Annotated in this window: 18 protein-coding genes; 11 read left to right on the top strand and 7 right to left on the bottom strand. The window is 39.1% G+C overall.

The genetic code is table 11. From position 1 onward, the window contains the following. The 3 genes from ACH30E_RS01080 to ACH30E_RS01090 all read right to left on the bottom strand — a co-directional run bounded on the left by ACH30E_RS01080 (position 1) and on the right by ACH30E_RS01090 (position 3,731). Positions 1–777: an enoyl-CoA hydratase/isomerase family protein gene (locus tag ACH30E_RS01080; protein ID WP_490823253.1), complete on the bottom strand. Its 777-nt coding sequence runs from the start codon at positions 775–777 to the stop codon at positions 1–3. Positions 778–823: 46 nt separating this feature from the next. Beyond that, positions 824–2,878: a phenylacetic acid degradation bifunctional protein PaaZ gene (paaZ, locus tag ACH30E_RS01085; RefSeq protein ID WP_490823255.1), complete on the bottom strand. Its 2,055-nt coding sequence runs from the start codon at positions 2,876–2,878 to the stop codon at positions 824–826. Between the two features lie 382 nt (positions 2,879–3,260). Continuing rightward, on the bottom strand, positions 3,261–3,731 hold the full coding sequence (locus tag ACH30E_RS01090; protein ID WP_490823256.1) for a DUF1569 domain-containing protein: 471 nt from the start codon (positions 3,729–3,731) through the stop codon (positions 3,261–3,263). Positions 3,732–3,821: 90 nt separating this feature from the next. Between ACH30E_RS01090 and ACH30E_RS01095 the strand changes: the two genes are divergently transcribed. From ACH30E_RS01095 to ACH30E_RS01125, 7 genes are all read left to right on the top strand, one after another. Then, positions 3,822–4,613, top strand: coding sequence for a DUF3667 domain-containing protein (locus ACH30E_RS01095; protein ID WP_490823257.1), 792 nt, complete (start codon positions 3,822–3,824; stop codon positions 4,611–4,613). A 20-nt stretch (positions 4,614–4,633) separates the two neighbouring features. Further along, positions 4,634–5,317, top strand: coding sequence for a hypothetical protein (locus tag ACH30E_RS01100; protein ID WP_294989385.1), 684 nt, complete (start codon positions 4,634–4,636; stop codon positions 5,315–5,317). A 29-nt stretch (positions 5,318–5,346) separates the two neighbouring features. Further along, positions 5,347–6,030 carry a hypothetical protein gene (locus ACH30E_RS01105; RefSeq protein WP_490823258.1) on the top strand — a complete coding sequence of 228 codons (684 nt, stop codon included), beginning with the start codon at positions 5,347–5,349 and terminating at the stop codon, positions 6,028–6,030. Positions 6,031–6,137: 107 nt separating this feature from the next. Continuing rightward, positions 6,138–6,887 carry a hypothetical protein gene (locus ACH30E_RS01110; RefSeq protein ID WP_294989391.1) on the top strand — a complete coding sequence of 250 codons (750 nt, stop codon included), beginning with the start codon at positions 6,138–6,140 and terminating at the stop codon, positions 6,885–6,887. Then, on the top strand, positions 6,887–7,540 hold the full coding sequence (locus ACH30E_RS01115; protein WP_490823260.1) for an HD domain-containing protein: 654 nt from the start codon (positions 6,887–6,889) through the stop codon (positions 7,538–7,540). Before ACH30E_RS01110 ends, ACH30E_RS01115 begins: the two co-directional genes overlap by 1 nt. A 23-nt stretch (positions 7,541–7,563) precedes the next feature. After that, positions 7,564–8,295: a peptidylprolyl isomerase gene (locus ACH30E_RS01120; RefSeq protein WP_294989396.1), complete on the top strand. Its 732-nt coding sequence runs from the start codon at positions 7,564–7,566 to the stop codon at positions 8,293–8,295. A gap of 429 nt (positions 8,296–8,724) precedes the next feature. After that, positions 8,725–9,468, top strand: a complete 744-nt coding sequence (locus ACH30E_RS01125) for a LuxR C-terminal-related transcriptional regulator (protein WP_294989399.1) — start codon at positions 8,725–8,727, stop codon at positions 9,466–9,468. A gap of 11 nt (positions 9,469–9,479) precedes the next feature. Here the strand turns inward: ACH30E_RS01125 and ACH30E_RS01130 are convergent, their stop codons facing one another. From ACH30E_RS01130 to ACH30E_RS01145, 4 genes are all read right to left on the bottom strand, one after another. Beyond that, complete coding sequence (locus ACH30E_RS01130; RefSeq protein WP_490823262.1) at positions 9,480–10,520, bottom strand: hypothetical protein; 1,041 nt, start codon at positions 10,518–10,520, stop codon at positions 9,480–9,482. A 106-nt stretch (positions 10,521–10,626) separates the two neighbouring features. Continuing rightward, a complete protein-coding gene (locus ACH30E_RS01135) occupies positions 10,627–10,851 on the bottom strand; it encodes a hypothetical protein (RefSeq protein WP_294989405.1) in 225 nt (74 codons plus the stop codon). A 36-nt stretch (positions 10,852–10,887) separates the two neighbouring features. Further along, positions 10,888–12,867, bottom strand: a complete 1,980-nt coding sequence (gene pulA, locus ACH30E_RS01140) for a type I pullulanase (RefSeq protein ID WP_490823263.1) — start codon at positions 12,865–12,867, stop codon at positions 10,888–10,890. Positions 12,868–13,203: 336 nt separating this feature from the next. Further along, positions 13,204–14,706, bottom strand: a complete 1,503-nt coding sequence (locus tag ACH30E_RS01145; protein WP_490823264.1) for a glycoside hydrolase family 10-like protein — start codon at positions 14,704–14,706, stop codon at positions 13,204–13,206. 186 nt (positions 14,707–14,892) lie between these two features. Here ACH30E_RS01145 and ACH30E_RS01150 point away from each other — a divergent pair, with 186 nt between their 5' ends. The 4 genes from ACH30E_RS01150 to ACH30E_RS01165 all read left to right on the top strand — a co-directional run bounded on the left by ACH30E_RS01150 (position 14,893) and on the right by ACH30E_RS01165 (position 18,607). Beyond that, positions 14,893–15,339, top strand: a complete 447-nt coding sequence (locus ACH30E_RS01150; protein ID WP_490823265.1) for a hypothetical protein — start codon at positions 14,893–14,895, stop codon at positions 15,337–15,339. Between the two features lie 67 nt (positions 15,340–15,406). Then, a complete protein-coding gene (locus ACH30E_RS01155; RefSeq protein WP_490823266.1) occupies positions 15,407–16,057 on the top strand; it encodes a Crp/Fnr family transcriptional regulator in 651 nt (216 codons plus the stop codon). Between the two features lie 57 nt (positions 16,058–16,114). After that, positions 16,115–16,927 (top strand): sulfite exporter TauE/SafE family protein, encoded by an 813-nt coding sequence (locus ACH30E_RS01160; protein WP_490823267.1) that lies wholly within the window; start codon positions 16,115–16,117, stop codon positions 16,925–16,927. Positions 16,928–17,188: 261 nt separating this feature from the next. Beyond that, positions 17,189–18,607, top strand: coding sequence for an MBL fold metallo-hydrolase (locus ACH30E_RS01165; protein WP_490823268.1), 1,419 nt, complete (start codon positions 17,189–17,191; stop codon positions 18,605–18,607). The last annotated feature ends 2 nt before the right edge of the window (positions 18,608–18,609 follow it).

Raw genomic sequence — 18,609 nt, forward strand, 5'->3', positions numbered from 1 at the left:
TTATGACTGCTTTACCTTGAATTTTGCAATGGCGTTTTTACTGTATTCACTTAGGATTAATCTACCGCTGATTTTAGCCCTTTCCTTGAGTAATTCATCCCAATGCTCTGTTCCCTGCCAGAATATTTTTTTCATTTCACGCATGGCTTCCGGACTTGAATGCGATAAGGTATTGGTAAGTCTGCTGATGGAATCATCCATACCGGCAACATCGGCATGTAATTCTGCAAATAAACCTTTTCGTCTTGCCCAGTCGGCAGGTCGCCAGGTAGAAGCATCAATTGCTAATTGTGAAAATGCAGAGGTTCCTATTTTCCTTTCTACTGCCGGGCCTACTACAAATGGACCAATTCCTACAGCAAGTTCACTTAGCTTAACATCGGCACCTTCAACTGCGATGGCATAATCCGCTGCTGCTGCAATACCTACACCTCCGCCCACACATTTACCCTGTATACGTGCAACGATCAGTTGAGGAACGGTTCGCATGGCATTAATTACCTGTGCAAATCCATTGAAAAATTTTGTACCTGCAGCTTCATTATCAATAGATGCCAATTCATCAAAAGAAGCGCCGGAACAGAAAACCTTATCTCCTGCTGAACGCAATACAATAACTTTTGTTGAGGAATTTAAGCCTTCGCTGTGAATGTCTTTTGCAAGGGCATCCAATATCTGACCGGGTAATGAATTTCGTTGTGGGTGGTAAAATTCTATGGTTGCAATACCATGCTCGCGCTCTACTTTTACATAGCCTTCTTTAATCTCTTCTATCATTTTCTTTTCTTCTTCGTTATGAATATTTAGTCTCTAATAAAATTAATTAATCTTTGCTTTCTTTCAAAGCCACCATTGTTAAAATGGTTGCAATACCCGTGACCTCCCCAGTTTCATCCATTATTTCTACCAGCCATTTTACAATACCCTTGTCTATATCCGTTATTTCTTTTTTCTCCTGGCGTATTTTTTCCTTACAGGTAAATCGCACCTGAATTTCAGCACCGGGATAAACTGGTTTGGTGAAACGCAATTCATCGATACCATAATTCAGCAATACGGGATTTTTTTCATAGCTGCTTACAAACAAACCAGCAGCAATACTCATGATCAGGTAACCGTGCGCTACCTGCTTTTCAAACATGGTGCCTGAAAAATCTGTATCGCGTAAGTGTGCATAGAAATGATCGCCACTCAGATCGGCAAAACGATCTATATCTTCTGCTGTAATAAGTCGCTTGTCTGTAAGGATTTGATCGCCGATTTTCAACTCTTCAAAATATTTTTTAAAAGGATGTACATTGCCTGTAATTCCTTTAGCACCTGCCTGGTAAACATTGCTGATAGCGGTTATCATATCAGGAGAACCCTGGATAGCAACTCTTTGCATATAATGTTTTACGCCACGCATACCGCCCATCTCTTCACCTCCACCGGCTCTACCCGGACCACCATGCACTAATAACGGAAGTGGGGAACCATGACCAGTACTTTCTTTGGCACAATCCTGATTAAGCACTAAAATTCTACCATGGTATGCACCTACCCCAAGTACATATTGTTTAGCGATAGATTGTTTAGCCGTAACCACGGAACTTACCAATGATCCTTTACCCATTTTGGCCAGGGCAATAGCATCATCAAGGTTTTTATAAGGCATCAATGTTGAAACAGGTCCAAAAGCCTCCACTTCATGCACTTCTTTTGCTCCGAAAGGATTTTCATTCAGCAAAAGAATCGGACTTATAAAAGCTCCTTTATGCATATCTGCATCTATCAACTCTACACTATCTAAAGAACCATATACGATTTGAGAAGATGCAAGTAGTTTCTGTACCTGTGTTTTTACTTCTTTAAGTTGCGACGATCCTGCCAGAGAACCCATTCTAACTTTTTCATTCAATGGATTACCGATGGTTGTTTGAGCAAGCGCTTTGCCTAATGCGATTTGTACATCTTCTATTTTATTTTCAGGCACAAATATGCGGCGGATAGCGGTACATTTCTGACCACATTTGGTGGTCATTTCTTTCCTCACTTCCTTAATGAAAATATCCCATTCAGGCATGTCGGGTGTAACATCATCTCCCAAAACAATACAGTTCAGGGAATCTGCTTCCATTGTAAATGGTACACTATTTTGAAGAATTGCTGGAGAAGATTTTAACATTAAACCCGTCGAAGCTGAGCCAGTAAAAGTTACAATGTCCTGTTCGTTCACATATTGCAGCATATCACCCGCACTGCCACAAATCAGTTGTAATGCACCTTCCGGAAGTATACCCGAACGAATGATTTCTTTTACAACTGCTTCTGTAAGATAAGCGGTAACTGTTGCCGGCTTTACTACTGCCGGAACCCCTGCTAATAGGTTTACGGCAATTTTTTCGAGCATTCCCCATACAGGAAAGTTGAAAGCATTGATATGAATGGCAACTCCTTCTTTAGGAACCAATAAGTGATGCCCCATAAAAGTTCCCGCTTTGCCCAAAATATGTTGCTCACCATCCAGACAATAAGGCTCATCCGGAAATTTTCTCCTTAATGAAGCATAAGAAAAAAGATTCCCGATACCGCCTTCAATATCTACCCAACTATCTGCCTTCGTAGCTCCAGTTTGGTAGCTTACCTGATAAAAATAATCAAGGTGATTTCTTAAATGTATTGCCAGGCGGCGAAGCATAAGTCCTCTTTCATGAAAACTCATTTTCCGAAGTGCCGGATTACCTGTTGTTCTCGCGTATTGAAGGATGGCATTAAAATCCAATCCACTAGTCGATGCACTTGCAATCTGATCGCCGGTTACGGCATTGTAAAGTGCTTGTCCGGCCCCATCACCCTGTATCCATTTCCCAAGCACATAATTCTCCAGTTTTGACATATCAATCGTTTAGGGCACAAAGCTAACGATTGATAGTCAGTACTGTTTGGGGAAATTTGGCTTCAAGCTGCAAGCCGCAAGCTTCAAGCCTTGATCGGTGCTTGTTATAGGCATTCTGCTTTTAATGAAATTAAATAGAGGGAGAATATTAAAATCAGTTGCTTAAAGAAATATTTGGCTGCCTAAATGCACTATCTGTTATTAGTAGAACACAGATCTTCATGATTGTCAAGACCTATCATGATAAATCCTGACAATCATGAAGATCTGCGTTCCCTCATACGCTTCACTTCCAGCTCGCAGCCAAATTTCCTCTGACAGCAATAATTGAAAGCTTTGGTTTAGACAGAGGAGAACTTGTAATCCAGGAAATTAAAATTGATTATAAACGCAGTAACAATCCAAACTGTCGGGCATGATGGGTGATATGTTTATGGTGCAGGAGCACCCATTCTTCAAAGTTCAGTGGTCCAAATACCGGATGAACCGTTTTTACTGAAGTATCGGCATCAAAAAAATCGAAGAATTGCTGGATGGTACCTGAAAGTTTATTTATTGCCGTTGTTAAATCCGGTTCAGTAAGTGGAAGGGGGTCTTCGGGCAATACTGGTGCTATGGTATTTTCCCTGAACTGTTTATCACTGAACAAAAATTCGCGGTAACGGGGTAAATGTTCTTCAGGTGTAACTAATGGAAAATGTATTTCATTGGTCGATACTTTAAAGAAGCCGGTCACATGTTCTACCATCTGCTGTGCATTCATTTTTCCCCATAATGCCATTGATTCCGGTGTCAATGTTTTGATTTTCAATACGAATCCTTCTTTGATAAAAGCAATTTTCTCCTGATCCATCCCGTGTTTTTTTGTAAGATAATTAAATAAGCATGATTCTTTAAAAGCATAGTCAGAAAGCGGGCTTTCTTTTTTATATTCGTTAATACCATGACCAACTGCTTAAACTGTAATCACCCACTTACGGAAGGACAACATTTTTGTGCCAATTGCGGACAAAAAATAGCCCTTAAACGACTTAACCTGCACGATATCTGGCATGATGTAGTTCATTACTTTACGCACGCTGATAAAGGTATCTTCCAGTTATTGAAACAGTTGGTTACTAAAACTGGGATAGTTGCTAAAGAGTATGTGGAAGGAAAAAGAAAAAAATATTTCCCGCCACTTAATTTTTTCCTCATTGTAGCAGCTTTGTACGTTTTCATGGAATCTATTGTTCCAAAACAAACCGGCCCTGTTTCACAATCAACAGCGTCGGCTCAATACAAAAACAGTACACAAAATACAGGTACAGCAACATCTTACAAAAGCATGGAAAAACGTATTGCTGTAGGTCGGTTTTTATCGAAATACGCCAACTTCGTTGCTATGTTTGCCGCACCTTTTATCAGCCTTATTATCTGGTTGATTTACAAAAAGGGAGCATATAATTTTACAGAACACCTGGTTGCCAACCTTTATCTTATCGGATTCACCAACCTGGTTCGTTGTTTAATCTGGATACCGCTCCTTGCATTATTGCATATACATCCAAGGGTACAATGGCCTAATTACCTGTTTGCCCTTTTTGAAATAGGTTATCGAACTATTTTCTACTACCGGTTCATAAACGAAACGGGTAATAAAGGTGCATTAAAATCGCTGGCAGTTGCCATACTGAGTGTTATATCCTGGTGGGCACTTATTGCTGGCTTGATTTTTGTATATATAATATTTTGAACCCATATTAAAACTAACAAATGAAATACCTGATCTGCTCAATCCTTTTTTTTGCCCCTCAGATTTTAAATGCACAAACTGAAGTACCCATTTCAATTTTTATTAAAGACGCAAATGGCCGGCTGGTTGATGGCCTGGGTGCAGGTTACAAAATGGAGGGATCACCCTATCTGCTAAAATCTTTTAAAAGCGCTAGTATTATTAATTCAAGAGGTAAATCTTATGCAAATATTACTGCCAATATAAACCTCGAAACAAATGAAATCATCTTCGAAACACCTGATAACAAAAAAATGGCGGTAAGCATACCCGTATCTCGTATCATTTTCGAAGATCCCGAAACAAATAGCAAACAAACATTCCTTTCCGGATTTAGTCCGATTGACCGGTTAACAGACCGTAGTTTTTACCAGTTACTCGACTCCGGAACTGTATTATTATTAAAATCTTATCAGGTAAGTTTCACAGAAAGCAGGGGATATTCAGAATCTACCCCCACCAGAGTGTATGAGCAAAATACGGCCTACTATCTATTTCTGCCGGCAACCGGACTGGTAAAAGTACCTCGTTCCATTTCTGATGTGCCGGGTTTGTTTGAAAAGGAGAAAAAAGATAAACTCAATAGTTTTATCAGAACTAACCAATTAAAATCGCGCAACGAAGCTGATTTGATTAAGTTGATCGCTTATTACAATAGCCTATAATATACTTTGAGTATATAAAGCGGGTAATTATGAAAAAGTTATTTTATCTCATACTGGTTGCAGCTATTCCTTTTGCAGCAGAAGCTCAGAATTATTTTACGAATTCAAACCTTTCTTATTTACCTATACCACCCGATCGAATTGCTTTCAACCGAAAAACCGAAGGCACCCCTTTTCTTTTAAAACGATTTTCGAACGCTACTATTTACGTAGAGCACAATAAAGTAATTGACAGTATAATTGCCAATGTAGATTTCCGATACAATGAAGTGTTGGTATTGGATGAAAAAAGAAAACTATACGCCATATCTGTACCTGTGTATAGAGTGGTATTTGATGACGCAGAAACCGGAAAAGAAAGAACCTTGCTATCCGGATTACCCGCCATTGATAAACGAACTGAAAAAAGTTTTTATGAGCTATTGGTTCCAGGGAAAATAAATTTATTAAAAGCCATTACCCTTTACTGGTCAGATTCACGTGCATATCATGAAGCTGCAACTACCAGAAAATATGAGCAGGTGGAGAGCTACTATCTTTTCAATGATGCTATGGGTATGATTAAGCTTCCTAAAACTATACAAAATATACCCGAGGCAATTCACCCAACTAAAGCTCATCAGTTAGAGCAGTTTATTAAAGACAATAAGCTGAACCTTAAGCTTGAAACGGATCTTATTAAACTCATGGAGTATTATAATAACGAGCAATAAATATTCTGTACCTTGGAAAAGCCCTGTTTCGAATGAAACAGGGCTTTTTTTATATCAGTATGTTGAAGGTTACACATCTATGTTTATTTTTATAAAAACCTTACTTCATGAGAAAATCTATTTCCAGACTCGGTTTAGCTACCATTACTTTTATATCGGTGCTGATATTGTCTTTCACCAATAAAAACTATAAAGAGCAAAACATACAGGGTGCGTGGCGGTTTACAGAAGGAAAAGAACAAACCGTTATCATCATCACACCCCATATTTTTTCTTCCGCTACCTATAACCTTGAAGAGAAAAAATTCATTTCTTCTTATGGTGGCAGCTACACTATTAATGGTAGCCAACTAATGCTAAAAACAGAATGGAACAGTTTGGATAGTGCTAAAGTGGGAACAGACTGGAATAGTACATTTACTACCTCTAAAAACCAATTAAGTCTGAATGGCTTGCCTAAAAAGCTAGAGAGGCTTGATGATGGCACACCGGGTGCCCTTGCAGGTGCCTGGATTATTACCGGCAGTTATTCAAACGACCAGGTATCAAAAAGAAGAAGTCCATTTTTTCCACGCCGTACAATGAAAATATTATCTGGCAAACACTTTCAATGGATCGCTTATAATGTTGTAACCAAACAATTTATTGATACAGGAGGCGGAACTTATACCACCGAAAATGGTAAATACACAGAAACGATTCATTTCTTTACCAAAACAGCCGAAAGTGTTGGTAAGTCACTTAGCTTCGAATATTCTTTTGTGGATGGTGACTGGCGACACAAAGGACAAAAATCTACCGGTGGACCGCTGGATGAATGTTGGACCAAAAGAGAAGTACTAGAATCAAAACAATAATGAGTAATCAGGAAATTATTGAAACCACGGTTGCGTATGTTAAGCATACTTTATCAGGTAGCGAATCAGGTCATAACTGGTTTCATATTGAAAGAGTCTGGCGAAATGCAAAACTAATAGCTGCTTCAGAGCCTGTTGATTTACTGGTTACTGAACTGGCTGCTTTATTACATGATATTGCAGATTCAAAATTTCATCATGGTAATGAAGAAATTGGCCCGGCTACCGCGAAAGCATTTTTGCAAACGCTTCCTATAGAAACGGCTATTCAGGATCATGTTGTAAATATTGTGGCCAATATTTCTTTCAAAGGCGGTAATCATGACCAGACATTCCATTCACCTGAATTATCCGTGGTGCAGGACGCAGACAGGTTAGATGCTATTGGCGCCATTGGCATAACACGTGCTTTTCATTATGGCGGCTATAAGAACAGGGAAATTTATGATCCCGCTGTTGCACCTGATTTAAACATGACCAAAGAAGCTTATAAAAACAGCACCGCTCCCACCATTAATCATTTTTATGAAAAGTTACTTTTATTGAAAGACAGAATGAATACCGAAACCGGTAAAAAACTAGCCTTAGAAAGACACTTATTTATGGAAAAGTTCCTGAACCAGTTCTACCGCGAATGGAATGGTGAAGCATAAATTACTTTAAGCCAAGCACAGATATGAAAAAAATATTACCAGCACTTATTGTCTTCCTCTGCTCTTGTTCATCAACCAAATATTTCAGGAAACTGGATAAAGAGGAAAAACAAGCCATCAGGGAAAACAAAAAATGGGTTCAGGTTTCAAAAGATGAAGCCCATATACTCATTATGACCACTAAAGGAAATATGGTTGTGAAACTATACAACCAAACCCCATTACATCGCGATAATTTTCTTTCAAAAGTTAATGCCGGCTTTTATGATAGCTTATTGTTTCACAGGGTAATTAATCGTTTTATGATTCAGGGAGGAGATCCCAATAGTAAATATGCCAAGGCAGATACACGCATTGGTGGTGGTGCTGCACCTGGCGGTCTTATTCCTGCTGAATTCAGAACAGATCAGCATATTTTTCATCAACGCGGTGCACTGGCTGCTGCCCGTAGTGAAAACCCAGAGAAAGCAAGTAGTAATTGCCAGTTCTATATTGTACAAAGACCTGCCTGGCGAAAATCGGAATTAGACAGTACAATTACAGCCCGAAAACTGGTATTAACAGACGAACAAAAAACATTGTATACAACTGTTGGTGGCACCCCACATCTTGATGGGGGCTACACTGTTTTTGGAGAATTACTCCAGGGTTTTGAAGTACTCGATTCTATTGCAGCAGTACCCACCAAAAGCGACAGACCACTTAATGAAGTCCGCATGCGAATGTTTCTACTGAACAAACCTAAAACCAGGTAGAAAATTAAGTATTGAAGTTTGACTGGGTTCTTATAGCGAATTGTTCACAGTTTTTTTGACCATGGACCATGGACTAAAAACCAAACCCGGATAAAATACCCGGGTTTTCCTGTTTTAACAACAGGCAGTAGGTTTACATAGGACCAATTATTGCTTGCTCAACCTAGCGGCTGTTACAGAATCACACCCCCCGACGTGATCAGTAACAGCCTCAATAGGTTTATAAGATAAAGGCAGTGCCTGATTATCAATGAGATAGGAGGAATCACAGTTTCTTGGTGTATTAGCATATGATTACTAATTTTAAACTGTTAAACCGGCGAAGTTTAATAACCCCTCCTTTCTAAGACCAAAATTACAATAGACCTGTATACGGGTCAACTGTGAAAAGACGCAGGTGCTGGAAAGGGGAGTATTTATGATATTGTTATGAGTCAGACAGCACCAACTGGATTAGGTAGTTATTCCAAAAGTTTTATCACTGATATCCCTGCAGATCTTTCTACAGAGGAAGTGAAACATTTTAATCAAACCATACCAAAATTTCCGGAAGAAGGTATTTATATCTATTCCTTTGCTAAAGGAAGAATGATCTATGCCAGTGGATGGGAAGAAGTATTAGGGTATAAGGATGATGAAATTACTATGTTGAAGATCGTTAACATGACTGCCCCCGATTATGCTCCCTTTGTGCATGAAGTGAACGATAAAGCACTTATGTTTATTCATAAAACCACTACCGATCTCGACAAATACAGCTTTATGATTGAATCAAAAAAGCTGCACAAAAATGGCACCGAAGTACCTATTGTAGCAAGAGTAGGTGTATTTGAACATGCAAACGGTAAAGTATTATCTATTATTGGTCGCTTCCAGGTAAATAGAAGTATCTATTTTGGAAAAGTGATGCGTTATGCTGCATTTGGACCTGAAAAATCCGGCTTTGAAGAAGAATTAAACAAGTCTTTATTTTACCAGTATGCCATTTCTGATAAAGAAAAAGAAGCACTGGCACTTGTGGCAAAAGGTTATTCTTTTAAAGAGATTGCAAATAATTTCAATGTTTCCCAATCGGCTATTGAAAAAAGAATTATCCCTTTATATAAAAGATTCGAAGTAAAAAGTCTCACTCACCTTGTAAGCTTTGCATACGATAATCATATTCTTCCCTGAACATCCTACAACTAATTCGTTTGATGATTCAGGTTTATCATAGAGATTTTTTCTTCAGGGATGCCCATTTGTAATAATATCTGCTGCCAGCTATTTTGAAGGGTATGTGCAGAAACAGCATTTACTTCTCCCAATACCCAAATGGTATTCAGGTTATTAAATGCCTGTATATTCTCAGCCGTGTAATTTCCTCCGTTCAAATGTTGCATAAAAACCGCCGGTGAAATCAATTCACCCGAATGCTTTAGTCCTGTATTCAAATCATCTATTACCAGTGTATCTGCCTCGCGCCAGTTCCAGATATTTCCTGGAACAGCTGGCATAGTTGAATTCGGTTCAATCATCCAGCTAAATAGTTTCATGGCAGTTGCATATTTGCAGGTTCTATGCTGAATGGACCATTCATTTGCAATTGCTACACCCAAGGAAGTTTTACCTGTTTTATACGCCCCTGAAATAAGTAAATGATAGCCGCCTTTAGGTTTAGTTAAATAGGATAGTACGGTTTGTCTGTTTGCATCATTCATAAACCAATTCCATTGACTTAACCGGAATTGAAAAGGGTATTCGGAAGCCTGCTGGTATATTTTTGTATGATACCACCATTTAGAAGCATTGTATAACAAAAACCCTATCAACAATAAGCCAATCAGCAGATACCAGTTAAACCCAAGTAAAACACCCGCAAGAAAAGCACCGATGGCGAAAAAGCCAAGATCTGTTGCTGTATCATAAATAATATTTTTCCAGTCAGGTTCGAATAATGCGCCTTCGAGTTTTTGTTTTTTTAAAGGTTTTACCACATTATAAATTTCAAAACCTGTCCAGCAAACAGCAATCGCTATAGCGGCAATCCATGAAGCACCTTTTACGTGAAAAACATTTTTTAAAAGCAGGTAAACCAAATGTGTGGGAATAAAACCCAACATACAATGACCGCATTGGTTGGCAAGCCAACCATAACTAAGGGTAATACCTCTTTGTGAGTCTTTCCCTATAAGGTCATATTTCAATTGCATTTTTACAATTGATGCAGGTAGCTGGTGCGACATATACTGACTTTATAATATAAATATAGCCACAGTCGTAAAAGATTGCCAGGGAATTTTCCTGTAAACCTGATACGTCTGTGGCTATTTATAAAAGAAAGTATAAAACTTACTCTTCTTCTGCCTTGAACAGTGGGTTTCTGCGGGTAGGGATGATCATTTTTTCATCTTCACTCAAAAACACCCAGAATTCATATAAAGCAAAAATATCACCTGGTGTTTTACTGTCGCCATGCTCGCTTCTGCGCTCATAAGGTCCCAGTATTTCACCGTTGTGCTTCAGTTCCAATAACTTCTTTTCGTGGGTCAGTTCTTTAAAACTTTCAATGGTCATGCCTTTGTTGATTTTGTGCAAATATAGGTGTATCTGTTATTTTCCAGCCCATACCAGGATAAACTTGTCGTAGGGGTGAATCTCAATACTATTTTCGAAAGGTTTCAGCTTATCTATATTTTCTATAGAATAGGGGAACCATTTCCCTTCAGGTATCTTAATTTTTTGATTTTGAGACGTTCCATTAAAGATGATCAGAAACTTTGTAAGATTATCCCCTACTTCTTTTGCATTAATGGTATAAGCAATAACTCCCTCAGGTATTTTTTCCAAAAAATGTAAATGCTTGCTGATATCTTCCTGGGAACTCATTCGGAATGAAAATCTTGTCTTTCTTAAATCGATTAAAGACTGGACAGTGCCAAATAGATTTTTATTTACTGTCTTTTGATCCCACCTTATAGCATTCACACTATCTCCTTTATTATAGGAATTTTCTTCTCCAAATTTAGAACGGAGGAATTCTGAACCGGCATGTAAAAAAGGTATCCCCTGTGAGGTAAGCACTATGGTGAACGCCAGCTCCTGCATTTTTTTTCTATCGGCTTCCGAAGCCTCTGGAAAAGATAATGCTATTTTGTCCCAAAGAATATTGTTATCATGGCATTCTGCATAAGTAATCACATTATCCGGTCCAGATGTGTAAGGCTCTTTTGAGTAATTAACCTTACTCATATCAATCTGTTTATGTTTACCGGATGCAACTATGCCGAATTTTACAGACTCAGTATTGGCTGTTTTTCCTGTTGCAAAGCCCCTGTCTTTAATATCAAATACACTCCCTTTAATACCATCTCGTATATCATCACTAAATACAGCTATTCCTTTCAATAAATGAGCGTTTTTCTTTACCGCACGCATCGATTCCGGTAATGGTGAAGCACCGGCTGTCCAGCCCTCACCATATAATAGTATATCTGGTTTTATTTTATGAAGGGTATCCGAAATAAGGTTCATGGTGGTGATATCATGAACACCCATCAGGTCGAAACGAAAGCCATCAACATGGTACTCTTTGACCCAGTACAATACACTTTCCATCATAAACTTCCTGAACATAGCTCTTTCGCTCGCTGTTTCATTACCACATGCAGTTGCATCAGAGAAGCTACCATCAGCTTTCTGCCGATAATAATAACCAGGCACAAGCTGATTGAAATTGGATGTTTCAGTGAGTGCGGTATGATTATACACTACATCCATCACAACCCTTAACCCTTTTTTATGAAAGGCCTGGATCATTTGTTTCAATTCGCGGATACGCACATTCCCATCCGCTGCATTGGTACTATATGAGCCTTCAGGTACATTGTAATGAACGGGGTCATATCCCCAGTTATATTGTTCTGTTTTAGTTTCATCAACTGAATTATAATCGTAAAATGGTAAGAGGTGAACGTGGGTAACACCCAAATCCTTTATATGATCAAGCCCCGTTGATAAGCCTGCTTCATTCTTAGTACCAGTTTCTGCCAGACCTAGAAATTTGCCTTTTTGTTTTACGCCTGAAGATGGGTGAATGGTTGCATCCCGAATATGCAGTTCATAAATAATTGCATCTGTAGGCAGGTTCTTTGCAGAAAAGTCAGGGCTTTTATCCTTCTCCCACCCTTCAGGATTGGTTTCTTTTAAATCAACTATCATTGCCCGTTGCCCGTTTAGTCCAACCGCTTTGGCATACGGATCTGTTACCTCTTTATTCCACTTACCATCAATGGCTGCCCGATAAGTATAAAAATAACCTTTGAGGTTTTCTCTTACAACAGCCGTCCAGGTACCAGCCGAAGCTTTCTGCATTTGAACCGACCTATAGAGCATACCTCCTGTTCCTGTTGTATAGAGCCTTAATTCAACGGTAGTAGCAGTTGGACTCCACACGCGAAAAGTAGTATATGCGGGATAGTAGTTAACACCCAGATCGTTTCCTGTATACGCTGGGTATTCACTAAAATTAGTTTGTGCGTAAATATTTTGCTGCATGATAATCAGGCATAACAAACCAGAAAAGTATTTCATTTGGCAGTTTATCCAGTAAGTTAAAAAGTATTATGCATACAGAAACACTTCTGCATATTTTAATACAAACAACAAACTGAAGATAATGTTGATGCTAATCTTTATGGATATGTTTTATGCATTGCTGTCCGAGGATATTTGATTGCAGTAAATACACTACCTGTTATTAATAGAACACAGATTATCATGATTTTCAAGATTTATCATGATAGACCTTGAAAATCATGATAATCCGTGTTCCATCATACACGACACCTATAGTTCGTAGCTTTCTTTACCAGGCACTCATGTATTGTATCTGATAAGTATTCCTTTATTTTTCGTTGGCTACATGGTCTATTTCTCACTTTCGTTACCTAGTCTGTTTACAGCCGTTACTACAATATCAGAAATCTTAATACTTTCTTTATTTCCTGAAACAATAGATTGATCTAATAGTATACTTCTGTCATTTTTATTTAATATCCGGTATCTTTTCTGTGTGCCATATTGATAATAAACTACCCACCTGAAAACGTTATTTGATTCTGGATGTGTCCAACTGACTTTTACTTTTTCGTTTTCAGTTGTGATATCTACTGCCGGTTTTGCGGGTTTATCTCTTCCAAGCCATGGACTTTCAGGTACCAGTGCCTGTTTTTTATAAGGCCCTTCAATCAGTGCTTTAGCCATTGGCGGGTTTTTGGAAACAGAGAAAATATTCCAATGTAAAACACCCATACTCGAAGGCAACATACCCCTTGAAATCATGATCTGACTCATGATTTCATTTACATTTTTTGCACTTGTATCTCTTCCTACACTAATACCCGGCCATAAATGTCTTTGTAAAGTATTCTCCTGTTGCCACCAGCCTAACAATACCGGATAGCTTTGCTGCATACGGTTAATGGGCCAGTATAACTGTGGTGCGAAATAATCAATCCAGCCCTTATTAAGCCAAAGCTTGGCATCAGCATATAATTGATCGTATTGATCAAATCCTTCAATGGAAGAAGGATATCCAGGTCGCCAGATACCAAATGGACTCAGTCCGAATTTCACGTGTTTCTTTTCTGCTTTTATTTCCTTGTACAATCGTTCAATCAATGTATTGACCGCGTCTCTGCGCCAGTCGCCTCTCGAAAGTTTACCCCCTGACTGCTGGTAAGCTTTCCAGCTTATATCATCCGGAAAATCATCTGTTCCATTATAAGAAGGGTAAGGATAAAAATAATCGTCGAAGTGAACGCCATCAATGTCATATCGTTTTACCAGATCCATTACTACTGCTGATGTATGATCCTGTGTTGCTTTTTGTGCCGGATCCATCCACCAATATCCTTCCTTTAATTTCATCACCAGTTCAGGATGCTTTTTTACAATAGATTGATTACTGATTTCTTTTCCATCTTTATGATGTGCCCTGTATGGATTTAGCCATACATGTAGTTCCATTCCTCTATCGTGAGCGGCTTCAATCCAAAATTGTAATGGATCATAAAAAGGATCGGGTGCTTTTCCCTGTTTACCCGTAAGGTAATACGACCAAGGCTCCAAAGCACTGTCGTACAATGCATCCGCCTGTGGACGCACCTGAAAAATAACTGCATTAAAATGATGTGCCTGTAGGAAATCCAATTGTTCAATAGCTTCTTTCTTTTGTTGCTCAACCGACAATCCCGGCTTACTGGGCCAATTAATATTAGCCACTGTTGCAATCCAGGCTGCCCTGAACTCCCTATCTGCTGCAAAGCTTTTTGCCGGAAGTTTATCACCTGAATGGGTTGCTCTCTTAGATGGGTTACAACAAAAAAACAATAACCCTATCAAACAAATACCAATACTATTACGATACATAAATCTGTTTTGTAAGCATTAAAACTACTGGAATAATGTGAATCGAGCATGGAAGGGGGGGGTATGTCCATAGACCATAGTCCATGGACCATGGTCTATGGACTATGGACTATACACCAGATTCCCGTCAATCCCGATTCGTCTGAATAGTTTAGTTTTTCTACCTTCCCCTTTTATTTTTTTATCATGGCCCAATCCGGAAAGAAGAAAAAGATTGATGTGATCGACAAATTGCTGGAAGCATGCTACCAGCATAATAAAGATGCATTGTTCATCATGAGCCTGATGCACCAATACGAAGAAAGGGGCAGCCTCAGTAAAAAGCAACTGGAAGGACTATTACTGAAAGCAAAAAAAGTAACCGACATACCAGCCGGTTGGATTGCTGCTGTAGAAGCCATCGTGCTGAAAATGCCTACACGCGATAAAACACCGCTGAAAGAAGTTTCACCCACTAACGATGCGCCCGACGAAAAATGGCCTGCGCTCATTGCTGGTATCCTCGATAAATACCCACAGCATAAGCGGGTATTGTTCCTTAAAGCACAGCTTGAACAAAGGAAATTACTGTCTGCTGCGGAACAACAGGAAATTGAAAAATTTCACCAGCTACTCATTACAAAGAAAAAATAGGCTGTGATAAAAGTCACACCCGGCTTTTTTTATCGGTTTAGATTTGTAGATTATCTAACTTGTGTGCATGGTACCTATTGAGATCATACAAAAACATTTCCCTTTTTTTGAGAAAGAGCTGCAGGAGCAGATAGCTGCTGTGGGTGAAGTAAAGGAGTTCGACCCGGGCGATATACTCATGAAAACGGGTCAGAATATACGTTCTACCATGCTGGTTGTTACGGGTCTTATTAAAATATTCAGGGAAGACGAAGAAGGAAATGAGTTCTTTATGTACTACCTGCAACCCGGACAGGCCTGCGCCCTGTCGATGGTATGCGCCATTAAACAGGAAACCAGCCAGATTATGGCTAAAACAGTAAAGAACACCGAGGTAATTGCCATTCCGCTTTCTTATATGGACCAGTGGATGGCCAATCATAAAAGCTGGTATCATTTTGTGGTAAGCAGCTATCGCGATCGTTTTGAAGATATGTTACAGACGATCGACCATATTGCTTTCAGGAATATGGATGAAAGACTGGTATTTTACCTGAAACAACACCAAGCTACCACTAAATCAAACCTCCTTTCCATTTCCTTTACGGAAATAGCCCAGGAGTTAAACTCTTCCCGTGAAGTAATCTCAAGGCTCATGAAGAAACTGGCTGAAAAGGGCATGATTACACAACATAAATCACATATTGAGATCGTGAACCTGCATAAGTGGGACACGTGATATTTATCACGAATCGAATAATGACTTATAACCATCTTTGCCCTAATAATTAAGAAAATGGAAATAGCTGGTTATATCGCATCACTGGTCATTGGTATTTCGCTAGGTCTTATTGGCGGTGGAGGTTCAATACTTACAGTACCTGTTCTTGTATATCTTTTTGGCGTTGAGCCTGTATTGGCTACAGCGTATTCATTGTTCATTGTAGGCACATCGAGTCTGGTGGGCGCATTCCCTAAGTATAAACAGGGTTTTATCAATGTAAAAACTGCCATCATTTTTGGCATCCCATCCATTGCTGCTGTGTTTGCCACAAGGAAATTCATTGTTCCCATGATACCGCTTGAGGTATTCACGGTGAATGGGTTCGTTGTTACCAGGTCTATTTTGATGATGGTTTTATTTGCCTTGTTAATGTTGTTTGCATCGATCTCAATGATCCGTGAAAAACAGAAAACAACAGAGCAAGAGAACGGTCCACAGAAATTCAACTACCCACTTATTTTACTGGAAGGAGCCGTTGTAGGCATGTTAACCGGACTGGTTGGCGCTGGAGGTGGTTTTTTAATTATCCCTGCATTGGTACTACTGAGTAAACTGCCTATGAAGCAGGCTGTAGGAACTTCTTTACTGATTATAGCAGCCAAGTCGCTGATTGGTTTTACCGGAGACCTGTCGCATTTTAATATGGACTGGAAATTATTAGGCACTGTAACAGCGTTGGCAATTGGTGGTATTTTTATCGGTAATCGTATGAGTACAAAAATTGATGGTAACAAATTGAAAAAAGGATTTGGCTGGTTTGTACTGGTAATGGGTATTTATATCATTGTCAAGGAAATTGTTTTTCCTGGCGGTTCATCACACTAGTTTCTTTTACCCCCCAATAAATGAGAGGCCTGCAGCGATGTGGGCCTTTCTAATTATGATAAAGTACAGGTGTTAATGTGACGAATATCACGTTTTATTACCTCAGATTTTTTCATTTTTATCCTCAGAATGTATTGTGTTGCTGAATCAAAACTATAATTACTAAAAGGCAATTGTTAAAATGATAACAACGTGATACAGGTCACGAAAAAATCTTGAAAAAGGATTCAATTTTACTTCATCAAATAAAAACAAACATTTATGATAGTTGAACAAATTTATACCGGATGTCTGGCACAAGGTGCCTACTATATTGAAAGTAATGGCGAAGCAGTAGTGATCGACCCATTGCGTGAAGTAGCGCCTTATATTCAAAAAGCGGAACGCAATGGTGCCAAAATAAAGTATGTACTGGAAACCCATTTCCATGCCGACTTTGTTTCTGGTCACCTTGATCTCGCTAAAAAAACAGGTGCGCAAATTGTTTATGGACCAAATGCTGTACCGGACTTTGCATTTTATGCAGCAAAAGATGGCGAATCTTTAAAAGTGGGTAATGCTTCCATCGAAGTATTGCATACTCCAGGACACACCATGGAAAGCACATGCTACCTGTTAAAAGATGAAACAGGAAAAGCAGTTGGCTTATTCAGTGGAGACACACTTTTTATTGGTGATGTTGGCAGACCAGATCTCGCTCAGAAAGTAAAAGCAGAACTCACACAGGATATGCTTGCCGGATATTTGTTCGACTCATTACGCAACAAAATTATGCCGCTTGCCGACGATATCATTGTATACCCTGCGCATGGAGCAGGTAGTGCCTGTGGTAAAAACATGAGCAAGGAAACAACCGATACACTAGGGCATCAGAAACAAAGCAATTATGCTTTAAGAGCAGATATGACCAAAGAAGAGTTTATCAAAGAAGTAACAACCGGACTGGTTGCGCCACCTGCTTATTTCCCGTTGAATGTAATGATGAATATTCATGGTTACGATAGTATTGATACTGTGTTGGAAAGAGGACAGCATGCATTGAGTCCTGAAGCTTTTGAAGCGGCGGCAAATGAAACAGGTGCATTAATTCTCGATACACGCGACCCACAGGTATTTGCAGCAGGCTTTGTACCAAACTCTATCAATATTGGCATCGACGGCAATTTTGCTCCATGGGTAGGTGCTATGATTCCGGATATCAAACAGGAAATACTGCTTGTAACAGATGAAGGCAGAGAACAAGAAGTTATTACCCGTTTGGCAAGGGTTGGTTATGATTTCACCATCGGATATCTGGCAGGAGGTTTTGCAAGTTGGGTAGCAGCAGGAAAAGAAATAGATCAGATTAGGTCTATCAGTGCAGAAGAGCTGGCTGATATTGCTGCTGAAGAAGCAGTAAATATCCTCGATGTTCGTAAAAATAGCGAATACCTGAGCGAACATGTTTTGGATGCTGAAAATGCACCACTCGACTTTATCAACGATAGTATGAGTCAGATCGATCGTAACAAAACCTATTATGTGCATTGTGCAGGTGGTTATCGCTCCATGATTTTTAATTCAATACTTCGTGCAAGAGGTTTCGATAACCTGATTGATGTGAAAGGTGGATTTAAAGCGATTAAAGAATCAAATAAATTCAGGGTAAGCGATTATGTATGCCCTACAACTTTATTATAAAA

Source organism: Sediminibacterium sp. FW305-C-61, assembly GCF_058231065.1.

Bases quoted from the DNA above. Each gene is read 5' to 3' on its own strand.
- ACH30E_RS01080 (WP_490823253.1), bottom strand. From the start codon at position 777: ATGATAGAAGAGATTAAAGAAGGCTATGTAAAAGTAGAGCGCGAGCAT.
- paaZ (WP_490823255.1), bottom strand. From the start codon at position 2,878: ATGTCAAAACTGGAGAATTATGTGCTTGGGAAATGGATACAGGGTGAT.
- ACH30E_RS01090 (WP_490823256.1), bottom strand. From the start codon at position 3,731: ATGGATCAGGAGAAAATTGCTTTTATCAAAGAAGGATTCGTATTGAAA.
- ACH30E_RS01095 (WP_490823257.1), top strand. From the start codon at position 3,822: ATGACCAACTGCTTAAACTGTAATCACCCACTTACGGAAGGACAACAT.
- ACH30E_RS01100 (WP_294989385.1), top strand. From the start codon at position 4,634: ATGAAATACCTGATCTGCTCAATCCTTTTTTTTGCCCCTCAGATTTTA.
- ACH30E_RS01105 (WP_490823258.1), top strand. From the start codon at position 5,347: ATGAAAAAGTTATTTTATCTCATACTGGTTGCAGCTATTCCTTTTGCA.
- ACH30E_RS01110 (WP_294989391.1), top strand. From the start codon at position 6,138: ATGAGAAAATCTATTTCCAGACTCGGTTTAGCTACCATTACTTTTATA.
- ACH30E_RS01115 (WP_490823260.1), top strand. From the start codon at position 6,887: ATGAGTAATCAGGAAATTATTGAAACCACGGTTGCGTATGTTAAGCAT.
- ACH30E_RS01120 (WP_294989396.1), top strand. From the start codon at position 7,564: ATGAAAAAAATATTACCAGCACTTATTGTCTTCCTCTGCTCTTGTTCA.
- ACH30E_RS01125 (WP_294989399.1), top strand. From the start codon at position 8,725: ATGAGTCAGACAGCACCAACTGGATTAGGTAGTTATTCCAAAAGTTTT.
- ACH30E_RS01130 (WP_490823262.1), bottom strand. From the start codon at position 10,520: ATGTCGCACCAGCTACCTGCATCAATTGTAAAAATGCAATTGAAATAT.
- ACH30E_RS01135 (WP_294989405.1), bottom strand. From the start codon at position 10,851: ATGACCATTGAAAGTTTTAAAGAACTGACCCACGAAAAGAAGTTATTG.
- pulA (WP_490823263.1), bottom strand. From the start codon at position 12,867: ATGAAATACTTTTCTGGTTTGTTATGCCTGATTATCATGCAGCAAAAT.
- ACH30E_RS01145 (WP_490823264.1), bottom strand. From the start codon at position 14,706: ATGTATCGTAATAGTATTGGTATTTGTTTGATAGGGTTATTGTTTTTT.
- ACH30E_RS01150 (WP_490823265.1), top strand. From the start codon at position 14,893: ATGGCCCAATCCGGAAAGAAGAAAAAGATTGATGTGATCGACAAATTG.
- ACH30E_RS01155 (WP_490823266.1), top strand. From the start codon at position 15,407: ATGGTACCTATTGAGATCATACAAAAACATTTCCCTTTTTTTGAGAAA.
- ACH30E_RS01160 (WP_490823267.1), top strand. From the start codon at position 16,115: ATGGAAATAGCTGGTTATATCGCATCACTGGTCATTGGTATTTCGCTA.
- ACH30E_RS01165 (WP_490823268.1), top strand. From the start codon at position 17,189: ATGATAGTTGAACAAATTTATACCGGATGTCTGGCACAAGGTGCCTAC.